General features: G+C 43.9%; 22 protein-coding genes. 19 read left to right on the top strand and 3 right to left on the bottom strand.

Annotated features, from left to right (window positions below; all coding sequences use genetic code 11):
- Positions 1 to 114 precede the first annotated feature (114 nt).
- The 13 genes from DV872_RS11795 (at position 115) to DV872_RS11735 (ending at position 8,355) form a co-directional block, all read left to right on the top strand.
- The gene (locus DV872_RS11795) at positions 115 to 711 is read left to right on the top strand and encodes an HAD family phosphatase (RefSeq protein ID WP_114630136.1); all 597 of its coding nucleotides are present in this window, start codon (positions 115 to 117) and stop codon (positions 709 to 711) included.
- 8 nt (positions 712 to 719) lie between these two features.
- A complete protein-coding gene (locus DV872_RS11790; RefSeq protein ID WP_114630214.1) occupies positions 720 to 1,058 on the top strand; it encodes a tRNA-binding protein in 339 nt (112 codons plus the stop codon).
- Positions 1,059 to 1,130: 72 nt separating this feature from the next.
- A complete protein-coding gene (locus DV872_RS11785) occupies positions 1,131 to 1,598 on the top strand; it encodes a VOC family protein (RefSeq protein WP_114630135.1) in 468 nt (155 codons plus the stop codon).
- A complete protein-coding gene (locus DV872_RS11780; RefSeq protein WP_114630134.1) occupies positions 1,582 to 2,079 on the top strand; it encodes a GNAT family N-acetyltransferase in 498 nt (165 codons plus the stop codon). Before DV872_RS11785 ends, DV872_RS11780 begins: the two co-directional genes overlap by 17 nt.
- Positions 2,080 to 2,082: 3 nt before the next feature.
- Entirely contained in the window at positions 2,083 to 2,571 is a 489-nt protein-coding gene (locus tag DV872_RS11775; protein WP_114630133.1) for a GNAT family N-acetyltransferase, read from the top strand.
- Entirely contained in the window at positions 2,568 to 3,506 is a 939-nt protein-coding gene (locus DV872_RS11770; protein WP_114630132.1) for a GyrI-like domain-containing protein, read from the top strand. Before DV872_RS11775 ends, DV872_RS11770 begins: the two co-directional genes overlap by 4 nt.
- A gap of 185 nt (positions 3,507 to 3,691) precedes the next feature.
- Positions 3,692 to 3,982, top strand: coding sequence for a DUF485 domain-containing protein (locus tag DV872_RS11765; RefSeq protein WP_114630131.1), 291 nt, complete (start codon positions 3,692 to 3,694; stop codon positions 3,980 to 3,982).
- Positions 3,979 to 5,889 (top strand): cation acetate symporter, encoded by a 1,911-nt coding sequence (locus DV872_RS11760; protein WP_114630130.1) that lies wholly within the window; start codon positions 3,979 to 3,981, stop codon positions 5,887 to 5,889. The genes DV872_RS11765 and DV872_RS11760 overlap by 4 nt, the downstream gene beginning before the upstream one ends.
- A 91-nt stretch (positions 5,890 to 5,980) precedes the next feature.
- Positions 5,981 to 6,523 carry an RNA polymerase sigma factor gene (locus DV872_RS11755; protein ID WP_114630129.1) on the top strand — a complete coding sequence of 181 codons (543 nt, stop codon included), beginning with the start codon at positions 5,981 to 5,983 and terminating at the stop codon, positions 6,521 to 6,523.
- On the top strand, positions 6,520 to 6,810 hold the full coding sequence (locus tag DV872_RS11750) for a hypothetical protein (RefSeq protein WP_114630128.1): 291 nt from the start codon (positions 6,520 to 6,522) through the stop codon (positions 6,808 to 6,810). Before DV872_RS11755 ends, DV872_RS11750 begins: the two co-directional genes overlap by 4 nt.
- Positions 6,811 to 6,841: 31 nt before the next feature.
- A complete protein-coding gene (locus DV872_RS11745) occupies positions 6,842 to 7,294 on the top strand; it encodes a MotA/TolQ/ExbB proton channel family protein (RefSeq protein ID WP_114630127.1) in 453 nt (150 codons plus the stop codon).
- 43 nt (positions 7,295 to 7,337) lie between these two features.
- Positions 7,338 to 7,808 carry a hypothetical protein gene (locus tag DV872_RS11740; RefSeq protein ID WP_114630126.1) on the top strand — a complete coding sequence of 157 codons (471 nt, stop codon included), beginning with the start codon at positions 7,338 to 7,340 and terminating at the stop codon, positions 7,806 to 7,808.
- A gap of 82 nt (positions 7,809 to 7,890) precedes the next feature.
- Positions 7,891 to 8,355 carry a hypothetical protein gene (locus tag DV872_RS11735; RefSeq protein ID WP_114630125.1) on the top strand — a complete coding sequence of 155 codons (465 nt, stop codon included), beginning with the start codon at positions 7,891 to 7,893 and terminating at the stop codon, positions 8,353 to 8,355.
- A 40-nt stretch (positions 8,356 to 8,395) separates the two neighbouring features.
- On the opposite strand, the gene DV872_RS11730 is transcribed toward DV872_RS11735, so the two are convergent.
- Positions 8,396 to 8,986, bottom strand: a complete 591-nt coding sequence (locus DV872_RS11730) for an NAD(P)H-dependent oxidoreductase (RefSeq protein ID WP_114630124.1) — start codon at positions 8,984 to 8,986, stop codon at positions 8,396 to 8,398.
- A 125-nt stretch (positions 8,987 to 9,111) separates the two neighbouring features.
- Here DV872_RS11730 and DV872_RS11725 point away from each other — a divergent pair, with 125 nt between their 5' ends.
- Together DV872_RS11725 and DV872_RS11720 are read left to right on the top strand one after the other, a co-directional pair.
- Positions 9,112 to 9,540: a MarR family winged helix-turn-helix transcriptional regulator gene (locus DV872_RS11725; protein ID WP_158546933.1), complete on the top strand. Its 429-nt coding sequence runs from the start codon at positions 9,112 to 9,114 to the stop codon at positions 9,538 to 9,540.
- Positions 9,541 to 9,629: 89 nt separating this feature from the next.
- Positions 9,630 to 10,484 (top strand): cysteine hydrolase, encoded by an 855-nt coding sequence (locus tag DV872_RS11720; protein ID WP_114630122.1) that lies wholly within the window; start codon positions 9,630 to 9,632, stop codon positions 10,482 to 10,484.
- Between the two features lie 81 nt (positions 10,485 to 10,565).
- On the opposite strand, the gene DV872_RS11715 is transcribed toward DV872_RS11720, so the two are convergent.
- A complete protein-coding gene (locus DV872_RS11715) occupies positions 10,566 to 11,177 on the bottom strand; it encodes a protein-L-isoaspartate O-methyltransferase (RefSeq protein WP_114630121.1) in 612 nt (203 codons plus the stop codon).
- Positions 11,178 to 11,308: 131 nt separating this feature from the next.
- Here DV872_RS11715 and DV872_RS11710 point away from each other — a divergent pair, with 131 nt between their 5' ends.
- Positions 11,309 to 12,085, top strand: coding sequence for a Mut7-C RNAse domain-containing protein (locus tag DV872_RS11710; protein WP_114630213.1), 777 nt, complete (start codon positions 11,309 to 11,311; stop codon positions 12,083 to 12,085).
- 72 nt (positions 12,086 to 12,157) lie between these two features.
- Here DV872_RS11710 and DV872_RS11705 read toward each other — a convergent pair whose 3' ends face one another.
- Positions 12,158 to 14,704, bottom strand: a complete 2,547-nt coding sequence (locus DV872_RS11705) for a DUF294 nucleotidyltransferase-like domain-containing protein (RefSeq protein ID WP_114630120.1) — start codon at positions 14,702 to 14,704, stop codon at positions 12,158 to 12,160.
- 37 nt (positions 14,705 to 14,741) lie between these two features.
- Between DV872_RS11705 and DV872_RS11700 the strand changes: the two genes are divergently transcribed.
- From DV872_RS11700 to DV872_RS11690, 3 genes are read left to right on the top strand one after another with little or no spacing between them, the layout of a single operon-like run.
- Positions 14,742 to 15,638, top strand: a complete 897-nt coding sequence (locus DV872_RS11700) for an EFR1 family ferrodoxin (protein ID WP_114630119.1) — start codon at positions 14,742 to 14,744, stop codon at positions 15,636 to 15,638.
- A gap of 51 nt (positions 15,639 to 15,689) precedes the next feature.
- Positions 15,690 to 16,382, top strand: a complete 693-nt coding sequence (locus DV872_RS11695) for an aspartate/glutamate racemase family protein (protein ID WP_114630118.1) — start codon at positions 15,690 to 15,692, stop codon at positions 16,380 to 16,382.
- Complete coding sequence (locus DV872_RS11690) at positions 16,379 to 16,600, top strand: hypothetical protein (RefSeq protein ID WP_114630117.1); 222 nt, start codon at positions 16,379 to 16,381, stop codon at positions 16,598 to 16,600. The genes DV872_RS11695 and DV872_RS11690 overlap by 4 nt, the downstream gene beginning before the upstream one ends.
- Positions 16,601 to 16,603 lie beyond the last annotated feature (3 nt).

Below are 16,603 nucleotides of genomic sequence, written 5' to 3'. Positions count from 1 at the left end.
GAGGTCTATATAAGAAGCATAGATTTTTAAGTTTATTTCACGAACCAGTGTTGTCAGTTATTTAAAGATGGAGGATTATTCAGATGTAAGTTTTTTATACTGAGGAGATGATTTATGAATATAGTTTTTGACCTGGGTGGTGTTGTCCTGCATTGGAGTCCTGAGGATCTTATCAATAATTACTTCCCAGAAAAAAAAGATGGGAAAAATATAAAAGATAACTTTTTTGCACATCCTGAATGGGAATCTCTTGATAGAGGAACCATTGAAAAAGAGGCCGCTGTAAAAAATGCGGCAGAAAGAACGGGCCTTGAATATTCAAGGATCAAAGAGATGCTTGATTCAACTCCCGCCAGTCTGACTCCCAAGGAGGAGACCATAGATCTGATCCTGAAACTGAAGGAAAAAGGTCATCATCTCTATATTCTTTCAAACATGCATCACGACTCCATGGACTATCTGGATGAGACTCATGATTTCTTTGAACTTTTTGAAGGAAAAGTAGCCTCCTGCCGTGTAAATCTTGTTAAACCGGAAGCTGCTATCTACCAGTACCTTCTGACTGAAAACAATCTGATTCCCGAAGAAACCATTTTCATTGATGATATGAAAGAGAATGTTGAAGCTGCCGCACGCGAGGGTATCCATCCTATTCACTTTAAATCAGTCTCTCAGTGTGAAGAAGAACTTAGATCCCTGGGATGTCTGTAAGAATCCCTATGAAAGAAATAAGCTGGGATGATTTCACACAGATAGAAATGAGAGTCGGAACCATAAAAGAAGCAGAGGTATTTAAAGAGGCAAGAAAACCGGCCTATAAATTGCTTGTTGATTTTGGAGAAGAGATAGGTGTTAAAAAGTCCAGCGCCCAGATCACAGCTCATTACAATTGTGAAGAACTAATCGGAAAACAGGTCATCGGGGTTATCAATTTTCCGGTTAAGCAGATTGGGCCTATGCGCTCAGAATGCCTGATTACAGGTTTTTATGATGAGAACGGAGATGTCATACTCTGTTGTCCTGATAAAGAGGTCGCTCCAGGCAGCAAACTGCTCTAAGATCCAACAGAGAACTAAACACTTGTTTCCTCTCGGGCTCTGTTTTACAATGGATGAATCTGGAGGACTTTAATGAAGTATATGGCCGTATTAATTGTTGTTGATGATATTCAGAAATCCCGCTATTTCTACGAAACAATCCTCGAGCAGAAACTTAAAATGGATTTCGGTGAAAATATCACCTTCCATGGTGATTTTTCGATTCATCTGAAAGAACACTTTCAGGGTATAATTCAAGGTGCAGTAAATCAGGGCAGACATAATAACTGCGAGCTATATTTTGAGCATGATGAACTTGAAAACCTCCACACAGTTCTGCAGGATGAAGGAATACAATTTCTTCACAGCATAATGGAGCAGCCCTGGCGGCAGAAAGTCATGAGATTCTACGACTATGACGGTAATCTTATTGAAGTGGGAGAATCCATGGATCATGTGGCGTATCGATTGAGTCAGGAGGGTCTTGAGATTCCGGAAATCAGCAAGACAACTTATCTATCCATTCCCATGGTGAAAGAAGCCATTGAAAAATACAGCTGAATATAGAGCTCTGGAATCCAGAGACCAGGACTTCCTCTTTGATATGCTTTTTGAGGCCATCTATGTTCCTCCCGGTTCCCCTGAAGTAGAAAGAAGTATTCTTGAATTGCCGGAAATCAAAAAATATGCAGCCTCCTGGGGAGACCTGAAAGGTGACCGGGGCATACTCCTCAGCCTGGAGGAAAATCCTGCTGGAGCCGTCTGGCTGCGCTTCTTCAGGAAAGAGGAACAGGGATACGGATATGTAGCCGATAATATTCCGGAGTTGAGTATGGCTCTTTTACCCGAATACAGAGGCCAGGGCTATGGAACTGAGTTACTGAGAAGACTGCTGAAGGATCTGCCTCAGGAGATACAAAGTATTTCACTAAGTGTGGACCCGGGAAACCCTGCCCTCCATCTATATAAAAAGTTCGGTTTTAATATATGCGGGGAGTGGGAAACTTCAATTACAATGTTATTCAACCGGAGTTTAAAGTAAATCATGGAATATGAACTGATAAGAACAGATGGAAGTCACCACGGATTTCTAACTCTTATAAAAGAACTGGACAGAGAACTCCGATCCTATGAATCGGATCACGACGATGTTTATATAACTCAGAACATAGTACCAGAGAGTGTTTATGTCAGTCTGATATTGCATGATGATCAGGCTCTTGCCTGTGCCTGCCTTAGAGCCTATGAAGAAAAAGACTTCGAGTTAAAACGGATGTATGTTTTACCGGGACATAGGGGAAAAGGACTCTCTCGGCGGATTCTGGCTGATCTTGAAAGATGGGCCCTGGAATTAGGAAGAGAAAGAATTATCCTGGAGACAGGAGACATGCTGAAAGAAGCAATAGGACTCTACAGTTCATCAGGATTTGAAAGAATCAATAATTATGGTCATTACCGTGATATTCAAGAGAGCATCTGCTATGCCAAAAAATTACAGCTGGAGTCAATCAAAATGGAAAAGGATTCTAAGTGAACGAGTATCAGAAGAGGATCAACAGGGTTCTGGATTATATAGAGAATAATATGGATAAGAATCTCACACTGGAAGAGCTGGCAGACGTCTCATGCTTCTCCCGCTTTCACTTTGCCAGGATCTTTGCATCCCTGATGGGAGAGACCCTCTTTCAGTTTATCCAGAGGGTCAGGCTGGAAAAGGCCGCAACCCGACTTGCTGCTGACCCCAGAGAAGCTGTGATTAATATTGCCCTGGAATGTGGTTTTGCCAATGCATCCTCCTTCTCCAAGAGTTTCAAGTCTCATTTTGGGGTATCCCCTTCCGGGTGGCGTAGCAATCTGAGACAAGTACAGAGCAACCTGAGAAAAGGGAAGAGCAAGGCCGGCAAAGAAAGCAAGTTCATTTACAGAGATACTGAATACAGAAAGAACAGTACTGTATGGAGGTATGAAATGAACAAGAGTGAAGTAAAGGTAGAAGTAAAAGAGGTGGAGCCAATGACAGTAGCTTATATACGTCATGTGGGTCCTTATGCCGGAGATTCAGATCTCTTTGGAAGACTCTTTGGCCAGCTGTATCAATGGGCCGGTCCACGGGGAGTAATCGATCCGGAAACTACAAAATGTATAAGTATCTACCATGATAATCCCGAAATCACCGATGAAACCAAACTGCGTCTGAGTGTGTGTGTTACCGTTCCTGAAGGAACAGAAGCCGAAGGAGATATCAATATAATGACTGTCCCTGGTGGTAAGTATGCCATAGGGCATTTTGAACTTGATGTCACGGAATATGGTGAGGCCTGGAGTTTCCTCTGCGGTGAATGGCTCTCCACAAGCGGCTATGAACCTGATGACAGACCCTGCTTTGAAATGATGATCAACAACCCCGAGGATCATCCCGAAGGGAAACACATTGTTGATATCTATGAACCTGTAAGAGCTCTGAAATAAGAGAGTAAACTGCTAATTGATTCCGGGGAGTCCTCCCCGGATTCCTTCCCCACCCTTCTTATTTTTCTCGCATTTACTGATAGGGCATGCTATTATCAAACCCGAGAAGAGAACTATTATTTTCTTTTCAAAATCCAAAATCATTATTAATGCACAAAAATGTTCTTGAATCACAAGGAGACTAGATGCTACATGAACCAGCCGCTCCAGCCGGGAAAGATCCTGCTTCGGAATTCAAAAAAAGAATAGGCGTACGTATGTTTATCGCCTACGGAATCGTCTATGCCGGATTCGTCCTGATAAACACGTTTGTTCCTAGACTTATGGGCTTACCCGTTGCGTTCGGCCTCAATCTAGCCGTGACTTACGGCTTCAGCCTGATCCTTCTGGCTATCATATCCGGATTGATCTACAACAGTATTTGTACTAAAAAAGAAGATGAATTGGCTGCTCTGGAAGAGGAAGGTGACGCATGATATATAACGCCTCGATCCTTCCCATCATTCTTTTTCTCACCATTGTATTGTCTGTTCTGACAATTTCGATTCTATCGGCCAGGAAGGCCAGCTCTGTCAGTGGATATTTTGCTGCAGGCGGTTCTATTCCGTGGCAAATAAACGGCATAGCCTTTGCGGGTGACTATCTCTCTGCTGCATCATTTTTAGGAATCTGCGGAATGATCGCCTTCTCCGGATATGACGGGTTTCTCTATTCCATAGGATACCTGGCGGGATGGGTCATGGCACTCTTTGTTGTTGCCGAACCCATGAAAAAACTTGGAAAATACACCTTTACCGATGCTCTGGACTCCAAGTTCAACTCAAAGGGTATTCAGCTTATGGCTGGTATCAGTACCCTCGTGGTTTCTATATTCTATCTGATTCCCCAGATGGTGGGAGCCGGTGCTCTGGTAACTCCTTTATTGGGTCTGCCCCACTATGTTGGTGTAATCATGGTAGGTTCCATTGTTATCTTCATTGTTGCCACAGCAGGAATGAAATCAACAACCTATGTGCAGTTTATCAAGGGAGGACTCCTGATTGTCTTTTCTACAGTTCTGGTCGTTCTCCTTTTGACAAAGGGACTGGATACAAAACCCACTGATGATTATCATGATTTTATAGAACTGTCGGTGACAGTCAGCGGTGATGAGGTGACCGCCGTTAAGGATGCCGGCTACAGCATCAGCGGAAACTTCAAAGACAATAAGGGCCACTTTGTCCGTTTGGAAAAAGACGGCTATGACAACTGGTATAAGGTAAAAGACGGCAAAGCCTACGAAGCTCTGACCATTATAAAACCTGCTGAAGGTGTAAAACTCTATAATGGTGCTCCCATTGAAGAGCAGAGATTCTACCCCGTAGGTCATGCCAGTAAAATTGTAGTAGACGGCAAGGAAGTAGATGCCTCCGGGCCCCTCAATCCCTTTACATACCTATCTACAATAGAGAACAGTGAAATTGTCCGTTTTGTTAAACACGCCTTCAACTTTGAAGGCGATGCAGTCTCCATCTGGTATCAGGAAATAACATCGGGTCGTGAAATAATGAGACCCGGTCTCAAATTTAAAGTAGATAAGGGATCAACTCCCCTGTCCAAACTTAATTTTGTTTCACTCATGCTGGCACTGTTCTTCGGAACCTCAGCCCTGCCCCATGTTCTTATCAGGTATTACACAGTACCCAGTCCACGGGATGCCCGAAAGTCTACAATTCTGGCCATTGTTGCTATTGGTTTCTTCTATATCCTGACCCTCTACATCGGCCTGGGAGCCATGGTTAATGGTGTATTGGATGTTGAGAGTTCCAATATGGCAGCGCCATTGCTGGCAAAGCAGTTCGGTACAGTTCTGTTTGCCATTATCTCGGCCATTGCATTTGCAACGGTACTGGGGACAGTGAGCGGACTGATTGTCGCGGCCTCCGGTGCGGTTGCCCATGACCTTATCAGTCAGTATATGAATGTGGAAATGTCGGATACCAAAAAAGTAATCATCGGAAAAACGGCAGCAGTCGGCGTGGGTGCTCTGGCGATAGTTCTGGGGATTCTCTTTAAGGGTATGAATGTATCTTTCCTCGTGGGTTGGGCCTTTGCCATTGCGGCGTCTGCCAACTTTCCCGCCATAATTATGTTACTGTTCTGGAAGAAGACAACTGCCAAAGGAATTGCTTCCTCTGTTGGGGTTGGTATGGTTTCAGCCATTGGTATAATACTGATGTCTCCCAGTATGTTTGAGAAATACGGACTGAACCCCGATCAGGCGTTTATCCCTCTGGATAACCCCGGGATTATCTCCATCCCCCTGAGTTTCATTACTCTAGTGGTTGTTTCTCTACTGACCCAGAAAGACAATGCGAATCTCTCTGAACTTAAGTCGAACTAAGGATTTATTAAGAACTGCCCCTGACAACTCAGGGGCAGTTTTTTTTAGCCCGAATCTTCATTCTCTTCGTATACTATTAATGTGAGGAATAATGAAGATTAAAGACCGGGGTCTAATGCTGAGGGCCGCCGACCAAGACAACACAGCTGTCCGGGAACTCTGGAAAATCTGGTCTCCCAGGCTCAGCCTCTATTTCAGGGGAACCCTGTCTGCAGAAGATGTAGAAGATCTTGTTCAGGAAACCATGCTGAAAGTCTTCCGCTCCCTAAGCACATACAATCCGGCGTACTCACCTTCTACATGGATTTATACAATTGCATCCCGCAGCAGAACTGACTGGCTGCGCCGCTCGGCCAGACAACCCTGGACCTTCCCTGAAGGGGATAATGAAATTACAAATTTAAGGAGCAGCTATCCCGATCCTGAAAACAATTTTATCCAAAATGAATCAAGGAATGCGGTACAGGATTTTATTAAAAGCCGGGACAGCAGAGACAGGGAGATCCTATACCTGTTCTGTTATGAGAATCTCTCAGGCCGGGGGATAGCAAAGGTCATGAACCTGCCTCCCGAAACTGTCCGATACCGCCTGAAGATTCTAAAGCAGAAACTGAAAAAGGAGCTTTCAATATGAAAAAATTTAAATTAACGATTAAAGATTCATGGCCCGATGCGCTCCCCCGTTCCAAGTCATTCCCTTTTGAAGAGGAGTACCCGATAGTTTCTGAGACAAGTTTCAAGAAGACTCATACACCATCTGAATCACTACTGCGCTGTGTGGGTGTTGTTCTGATAATTTTGATGACGACTCTCCTGGGACAGACATGGGGAGACCCGCGCTTCAGTAATATAAACCTGGATATCCCCCGAATTCAGCAATCCATCCCTCTTATCAGGGAAATTTTATCCCCGAAGCTTTAAACAGGCTTTGGGAGACCATAGGAGTAAAATTATGAACAAGGTACTTTATGCTTTTTATCTTCTTTTCTTTGCAGGGATACTGACCCTTGTCGTTCTTTTTTCAGGTTCCTCAATATTTCTCTTTATTAATCTTCCCAGTATTCTGATTATTGCACTGTTCCTGTTGATTCTCAGTGTATTCACAACAAGGTACAAACGCTGTATGGGATACTACAAATCGGTCTTTGATCCGGAGGCAGAGATATCACTGATGAAAGCTGCCAGCCTCTATTTCCACAGCTTCACCCTCTATACCATGGGAGTAGGAATCCTGGGATTTCTGATAGGACTGATGGCGGTCCTTGCGAGCCTCGAAGATAGAGCATCCATAGGTCCAAATCTGGCCGTTTCACTTGTCACATTGCTCTATGCAACAATACTCTGTCTGATGGTATTTATCCCCTTCAAACTCAGTCTTGATGCCAGGATTCGAAAGGAAGAATAAACCGATTACCCCTGCCTTCTGAAAAAAGTCTTATACTTTTGGTATGAAACTTTTAGAGATCAATCTAAATGGTCAGAAGGCGGGGCGATCCCTTACAAAATCCATGATCAAAGGATTGAACAACAAGAAGATACGTACCGAAAAAGGCGGCTATCTGTTCAAGGCCGCCTCAGATGAAACGACCCTCTATCTGGGAATACTGCCGGAATTCAACCAGGGAGATAGAAATTACCACTACAATATAGAGCTGCATGGTAATCCGGAATTCTTTCTGACAGGAAGTCTGAACCCCGATGGAGTATTCAGTATCCTCTTTATCCCCAAAGAGAAGGAACTCTCTTCTTTTTCAATTGATGCCTACCGCAAAATTTATTTAGCATTTGCAGAGAATCTTCTGGCTCTGGGACTCAAAGAACCGGGGGAGCTGAATATGGTAACCACAATGCTCCTGCAGTCATCTGGACTCTTCCCGGAAGGCCCTGTGTCCCTTCTTCAAATAAGAGAGAAGTCTTAAGTTGAAATCAAAGTTATAAAAAACTTGTTTATTAATAAACAGTCTCTTATGCTTTGTGAATATTTCACAAAAAAGGACATATATGAAATACTTGAATATGCTTTTTGTTCTCCTGATACTGAGCTCTCCCCTGATAGCAGAAGAATCGGCACAGATAATGACAATGGATGACTTTGATGCTTCAATGATGGGATTCAGTTTCAGCTTAGGAGAACTTGTTTCTGCAAATGCAGATGACGAGAGCCTTCCCATGGAAATTGACTTTATCTTTGACATCCCCAATGGTCTAGGAATGAACAATGCTGCACTGGGTGACTGGTTTAAAGGTAATGCCATGATCCTGGATCTCGGTGAGATTGAGCTGGATGAGAGTGCTGAGATTTTAGAAGCCGATTACAGTCCCTACCTGATTCCTGATGAAATAATCCCCGGCCATACCTACCAGATAATGACTGCAGATGCCTCTCATTATGGAAGAATCAAAGTACTGGAATTTAATTATGACAACAGCCATCTATCCTTTGAATGGATTAAAATAGACAAATGATAAACAGCCTCGGATTTTGAACGATCACGAGGCTGTTAAATTATGAAGCCATAGAGGACATGTATTTTTCTATCTTATCAAGATGTTTTATCTGATTTCCTTCTTTTTTCTCCATAGAACCAAACTCAAAAAATTTCACATTCTTTATACCGACAAAATTAAAAAGAGCTTTTTTCATAAGTACTTTATGAGCATTTGCAAGGAAGAACCTGGGATAGGCAGTAGGGCCCTTCATTGTTGAGATGCATATAGTTTTCTTCCCGCTTAATAAACCTTCGGGTAACATCTTTCCAGGTTCCTGTTTATAGGCAAATCCCGAAGCAAAAAGTTTGTCTATATATCCTAAGAGCATGGCAGGAGGTCTTCCCCACCAGATAGGATATATAAATACAATGACATCGGCTTTATCAATCTGTGCTCTGTATTTATCCATTGAAGGGTCTTTGTACATATCCCTTCTTTTCATTTCTTCATTGAATTTAAGAAGAGGATCAAATTGCTCTTTATATAAATCTAGAACCTCCACATCATTGACCTTTTCATTTCGGTCTAATCCCTGAAGCGTTCTCTCAAGAAAAGCTCCATTGAGACTCTTTCTATGGGGATGTGTATATATGACCAGAACATTCATTCAATTCCCTCCAACAATTTTACTTATCATTTGATAATAATATAATAACAAATCACTTACTTGTCAATTGATAATTATCTCATGATAATTGTTTTTTGATAAGTTTCATGTAATAATAGTAAATGATGACTAAAGATGACTTATTCAACAGGACAGCAAATCTCATTTCAAAGATTCATGACCTGGAGGCCTCCTTAAAGGGACAGGGCGGCGATGCTGAAGTAACTTCACTTCAGTTTGATCTGCTGCAGATTCTTTATTATTCAGGTCCTAAAAACCTCAGTGCCCTCAGTCACTGTATGAATATCAACCTTCCCAACAGCAGTAGAGAAGTTAAAAAGCTGACAAGCCTTGGTTTTATCCAAAAAGAAAGCTCCCCCGATGATAAAAGAAAAACTGAATTATCTCTCACAAAAAAAGGGACCCGGAAAGTAGAAGGCTTCATGGAAGATATGAAAAAGCGCTTTTTTGATATGAACAAAGACTGGTGTCCCGAAAGAATAAAGAGATGCATTGAAAGCATCGATATTCTGGAAAAAGAATTGTTCAATTAAGTATTTAGGCCGAAATTCGAGTTATTCATGATTGTCAACGGGCAATGGAATAACTATCTTTTTAAACTTCATAATAGAGGAAGGACTCAATGATGTATGACAGGGATAAAAATATAAAAACTCTGGAAGAAGCTCTTCAGAAACCATGTAAGAATCGTGACATGGATCAGGCAGTTCAAGGGATGGAAAATTACAGCTCGACACCCGGGGGACCGAATGATCAGCCCCTTAGCTTTTGGGCTTCCTGGAACCTGAAAGACAGGCCCAGGAGAATTGCACTGCTACTAGATGATTGTCAGGAAGAGTACAGGCCTTACGCTGGTGAGATTCTTCCAAATCTCAAGAAACTGGTGGATGCTTTTAGAGAAGCTCAATCGAAAAGTGACGGAGTCCGTATAATGTGGAGTGCCTGGACACGCACATTTGATGACGGGATCAGAAATTCAATGGATCGATGGTATGGTTCTAAGGGTTTTCGTCCTGAAGATCCGGAGAACGCTGTATATATTTTCAACGGGGCCCCCGGAATGAAACCTCTATCAGAAATAGCCCCGACAGAAAAAGAGGTTTCCGACGGATGGTTCTACCACGGAAAGCATTTGGATATGTTTTGGACTTTTGATGAGAACGGCAATTCCTATCTAGATGAAAAACTGAAACAGGCCGGTGTAGATACGATAGTTCTAGTCGGTCTCTGGACAGATGAGTGTATACTCAGCACAGCTTATGCAGGTAATTCACGAGGTTATGATGTAGTAGTTGTTGAAGATTCTGTAGCAACGGCAACATCAAATCATGAGATTGCCCTTAAGATAGTAGGCAGTACCATGGCAAAAGTGCTGTCAACGGATGAAGTACTCAGCTATATAAAGAGCGATTTTATTACAGGAGAGCCGGGAGCCGTAAAAGGGACCCAATATCCCGACGGTAGAAAAGATAACTGATATAAACAGGGTCTGATACAGTTGTGTATCTTTCTCTGTGGATCATTTTTTAAATAGGCCGGTATTTTTTAAGAAGCATTTTTAATCACTAATAAGGGGAACAAATGAAAAACCATACAGTTCTTCTTTCACAAGCCCCTCATCACAACGTGTAATTTTCCATATGGAATGCCCAATGGGGAGAACAAGGATTCCCAGGGGATTCATCTGCTCCACCAATTCTACTGGAAAATGGGTGGCCGAAGCAGATACCAGTATCCGGTCATATGTCCGGTATGGATCACCTAAAGCCATAGATGCACATCTAATATGAGCCCAGGGAAAGGAGTAGCCCTTGAGATTTCTGCTGCCGAAATCAACCAGTTCCGGATGACGTTCCAACCCCAGAACCCTTCCCTCAGATCCAGTCAGCTTGGCAAGCAGTGCCGTAGTCCATCCGGAGCCCGATCCGATATCCAGAACAGATTGACCGGGTTGAAGGTCCAGGAGATCGAGCATTATGGCTACGGTGTAGGGCTGACTGATAGTCTGAGAAAATCCTATGGGTAGAGGGTTGTCCTCATAGGCACTGCCGGCTTGATCCGGCAGGACAAAATCGGCCCTGTCCACCACTGAGAAGGCATTTTCTATTGAGGGATTATTGAGCACACCCTGAATCTTCAGATGGTTGAGAAGACGGTCTAAAGAGGTCATGCAGATTACACCTCCTGATATTACTTTAATTAAGATTTAGTTCTGGAGCAATGCCTGGTCAATCTGTTTTACAGAATTTTTATTTGCTTCCTGGCAACAGAGTTATTCTTTCCTTATTATTTATCAGTGAGATGGCAGAGAAGAAAACAATCACAATCCGCTTTTATGAAGAGCTGAATTATTTTCTAAAAAAGATCCCCCTGAAAGAGGATCTCCTATTCTCTTTCAAAGGAAAGAGATCCATTAAAGATCTGATCGAAAGCTTTGGTGTCCCCCATGTGGAAGTGGATATGATTCTAGTCAACAGTGAACCCGTCTCCTTTGACTATGATGTGAAGGATAGAGACAGGATCAGTGTTTATCCTATGTTTGAAAGATTCAATATCAGTCATACATCCCTCCTGAGAGATTATTCTCTGAGAAATAATCGCTTTGTTCTGGATGTCCATCTGGGAAAACTGGCCAGGGATCTCCGCTTACTGGGTTTTGATACAGATTACTCTACCCGGAGAGATGATCCTGAGCTGGCTGAAATATCATCCAATGAACATAGAATACTCTTAAGCCGTGACAGGCAGCTCTTTATGAGAAAAATAGTACAGTGGGGGATGATTATTCGAAGTGATCAACCCGTTCTTCAGCTTCTGGAAGTACTGGTACGTCTGGATTTATGGGATGAGATACAGCCTTTTTCCAGATGTATCTCCTGCAACGGTACTATTGAGAAGCTTCCCACAGACAGCCTGGAATATAAGCAATTGGAATCCCGAATCCCTCCCGGGGTGAAGGAATGGTGTAAAGAATATAATTACTGCACTACCTGTAATAAGCTCTATTGGAAGGGCAGCCATTACAATAATCTATTATCAAGAATTGAGCATATCGGACAATACAGAATGCAATCATGAGCATTTTTGGGCCGAGTATCCGGTCGGAGCAGCACGGTCCCGCCTTGTCCGGGGTTTTGCTGAATGAGGGAACTACCTTATATCCATTCCAAGAAAGTCATAGCTGAGGCGGGACTGGGCCGCACTGATGACCGTAAGGGCTTTGTGCAATGCCTTTCTATTTTCCGGAGAAACACTCTTTAAGGCCATGTCATCGTTTACCTTGCGAAGTTCACCGTGAGATAGAATCTGATTGGAAAATCGGAACTGCCACAGATGCTCAAAGGCTGCTATCATCTCTTCATGGCTCTTTGAATTAAGAATGCCTTTTTCATTGAGGATGGCCAGACGTCTGATTGTCGAAACTTCACGAATTCCATTTTTCAAAGCATAAAGCCGGGCAAAGTTGATGAGGGGGATAAGACAATCCTTGATATTGATGACCACCCTTCCATCCCTTTCACTGCTGCGGAGCTGTCCCAGAGTATTGAGAGGTGATTTGTACTGTAGGCAGTTACGGGCAAAGTGGGCAAAAAATTCCTCCTGCCCCTCCGAAAAGGATTCGATGCTGTCCTTTAGCTCGTTTACAAGGCGTTCTTCTCCCCAGGCGCAGGACATGTCAAAGAAGACATGGAGATCCAGCAGAGAGATACTGTCGGCCTGGGAAAACCAGATTTTATAACGCTCATTCCACTCCTTGAGACTGAGGCAATGGGCAGGGTTAACAGCCATGATGCCTCCGGGGCAGTAGGGAAAGCCGGCCTGATTGAGGCGGCTGCAGATTCTGTCTGCCAGTTTAAGAAAATAGAGCCGCTCTTTTTCAAGCTGATCTCCTGTGGAATTAGAATCGAAGACAAGGGCATTGTCCTGATCCGAGAAGAGAGTCATCTCCTGACGACCGCTGCTTCCCAGAGACAGAAATGCAAAGGGGACAGGGGGAGAATCATCCATAGAGAGTTCAATGATTCTGGAAACTGAACAGTCATAAAGATCAGTAATAAAGCGGCGGATATGGGAGGATGAGGTTTTTGAGGCCAGAAGAGAGCGGATAATCTGAGGCAGCTGATTGAGTATGCGGATGACAGTGGCTGGATTCTCACTGCTGCGGACTTCCTGAAGGAATAAGACAGGATCTTCCAGGGGCCTGGATTCTGTAAACAGCGAAATGGGATCACGGCTGACAGTTGTGAAGGAGATAATATGGCCGTTTTCTTCGCTTAAGAAGATGCGGGAGATCCGAATGACGACATCAAGAAGAGAGCCCGACCGGCAGCGGAGGGTGGCTTCAAATTCATCATTATCAGGATTCTCCAGAAGAAGATTATCAAGATGATTCTGCAGTTGTTCATTTCCCGGGGAAGAGGGGAAGAGTCCAATGAAAAAATCATTATCCTGCAGATCTTTATCGCCATAGCCCGTCATTCTCTGGAAGGTGGGATTGGTGAACACTTTCTCTCCATGGAGTATCAGGATGTACCCCTCGTTAGAGGCTTCCACGAGAGCCCGGTAACGCTCTTTGGCTTCCACAAGACCTGATTCAGCCTCTTTTCTGTTCTGCTCAATAGAGCGGCTCTGCATAACCATGTATAGGACGATAAGAACCATAAGAGCAGAGATCACAGCTATGACCAGAATGAGCTTGCGGGAAAGTCGGGCTATCTCCAGCTCCACATCATGAACATAGATACCCGTACCGATAATCCAGTTCCAATGAGGGACTCCCTGAACGAATGAGAGTTTGGATACAACCTGCTGGCTCCCCTCCTCCAGCTGCCAGAGGTATTCAAGAAATCCTCCCCCCTCGTCCTTGACAAGGGCCACAGAGCGGACAAAGAGTTTCTTGCCGCTCTTATTCATTGTATCCCTGTAGTCAGAGAGGTTCTGTCCCTCCAGGTCAGAGCGCCATGGATGGACAATCATCACAGGTGTTTCATCGCTTATCCAGAAATAGTTGTCATGTTCCGCTCCATAGCGCAGCTTCCTGATTTCAGCGGCGGCTGCCAGCTGGGCAGTTTCCATATCCATCTCCCCGCTTTTCTCCAGGGAGATATAATAATCCAGCACACTGACGGCTACGGATGAGATCTCTCTGATCATCAGTTTTTTCTCTTTCATCAAACTGTCATGGAACAGGGGAAGAATAAGCAGGAAAACTGTTAATATGAAAAGAAGGAGTGATACAACCGCGGGCAGAACTATTCGAAAACGGAATCCAGTCCCGGATTTCTCCTGTCTGTTTCTGCCGTAGTAGAGTCCCTTGAAGTAACGGCTCAGCTCTCGGGCTGTGAGGATTGTTTCTTTAGCTTCCGACTCATGATATTTCTCTGAAAATGTACCGCTGGTAAAATCCTCACGGGAGGGAATATAGTTGTCATAATCATCTTTAATATGACATTCAAAGACCTTAGTAATCTGATCTACAGTGTAGAGATGAGAAAACTCCCGCAGCAATTCGGGGAGGGCTTCCCGGCAATGCCGGAACTGTCTGTGTTCATAGGGATTGTAGCCATCCCTATTTCCGGACCTGAGAAAATCATCAAAGCCTTCTCTATCAAAATAACCGTCTATCCATTTATGGATATCTTCGGCTCTCAGATTGTAGAGTTTTTCTGTATGGGCTGCATGATCGGTAATTTTCAATTAGACCTCCCATCCAGTGTATAGTAGAATCTAAATTATGGGGAATGATAATTCAGAGAATCAGTGGACAATTGTTTTTTTCAGCGGCACCGGCGGAACACGCAGAGCAGCACTTGAGATTCTAAGACAGATGAAAGAAAACAGAATGGATGTAGACTGTCTGGGAATAGCTCCCGGAAGGAAACAAAGGGATATTCCGGCAATGCCTGTTCCCACAGGAAAGAATATCATTATTCTCTTCCCGGTCTATGCGTTTGAGGCTCCTGCGGTCCTGAAAGAATGGGTAGAAAAAACTTCCTTCAAGGACTGTAATATTGTTGTTGTTTCAGTATCAGGCGGAGGAGAGATGTGGCCTAATACAGGCTGCCGCAGTCCTCTGATAAAGAAGATAGAAAATAAAGGCGGGGCGGTACTTCATGAGGCCATGTTGATCATGCCCTGCAACTTCTTAGTCCCGGGGAGTGACCATATGAATATGCGGCTCCTCAATATTCTTCCACAAAAAATTGAAGTTCTGATCAGAGATATTCAGAAAGAACACTATCATCGTTCAAAATCAAGACTGGGACTTTTACAAAAGATGATTTCCGCTGCTGAAAAGAAGGGGGCCCGGTATGCCGGTAGTAGATTGATAGCAGACGAAGGATGCAGCGGCTGTGGTCTCTGCGCCATGAACTGTCCAGGAGAAAATATTAAGATAGAGAATGCCAGGGCTGTATTTAACAGAAGCTGCATTCTATGTATGCGCTGTATCTACAACTGTCCGGAAAAAGCCATTGTGTCAAACAGCAGTTTTATCCTCAAAGAAGGATTTGACCTTAATGCATTGGAACAAAGGATGAAAGGGATCGAAATTCAGCCTCTGGAACAATGTGCCCGAGGCCTGCTTTGGATTGGGGTCAGGAAATATCTCTCTTCTCCAGGATTCGATTAACTTCATTTTCATCATAAGAGAAAATAGCAGCAGAGAGCTAAAGGAAAGCAAATGAAAAAAATAGGGCTCCTTGGCGGCATGAGCTGGGAGAGTACACAACATTATTACCGACTCATCAATGAGGGTATCAGAAAGGAACTGGGCGGCCTGCACTCCGCAGAACTGATCCTCTACAGTGTCGATTTTGATCCCATTGAAAAACTACAGCATCAGGGAGATTGGGATGGCTGCGAAAAGATCCTGAAAGAAGCGTCCCTCAGTCTGGAGAAAGCCGGAGCAGAGGGAATTCTAATCTGTACAAATACAATGCATAAGGTTGCTCCCGGTATTGAAGAAGCCCTCTCCATACCCCTCCTGCATATTGCCGATGCCACTGCACAAGCCCTGTTGAAAGATGGTGTACAGAGGGTCGGACTCCTGGGAACAGCCTTTACAATGGAGCAGGAATTCTACAAGGGACGTCTGACCGAGAAGTTCGGACTGGATGTACTTGTTCCTGAAGAGAATGATAGAAATCTGGTGCATGATGTGATCTATCAGGAGCTTTGTCTGGGAGACATCCGGAGCAGCTCGGCAACTGAGTATTACAGAATAATGGAAGAGCTCAGGAACCGCGGTGCAGAGGCTGTCATCCTGGGTTGTACAGAAATCGGGACACTCGTTTCTCAGGAAGATACGGATATCAAATTGTACGACACCACAGAAGTTCATGCCCGCAGTGCTGTGGAGTTTGCTCTTTCATGATTACTGAAGAGTACAGACTGTTCAGACTCACGGCAAAGCCCCGTGTGACCAGGCAGGGGCGCTGGTCTGTTGCCGTGGAGATTCAGAAAATAGGAGAGCCAAGGGAGCCGTCAACATTTTTTGCTGATGACGGCATCAGCTATATTCTGGAAGAGGAAGCAGCAAAAGAATGTCTTAACCTCGGGCGGAATTTGATTAACAGGGGTCAGATTAGCTAACTC

Origin of the sequence: Oceanispirochaeta sp. M1 (assembly GCF_003346715.1) — a bacterium.
GTDB lineage: Bacteria > Spirochaetota > Spirochaetia > DSM-2461 > DSM-2461 > Oceanispirochaeta.
This window is presented reverse-complemented; position numbering and strand designations above follow the sequence as displayed.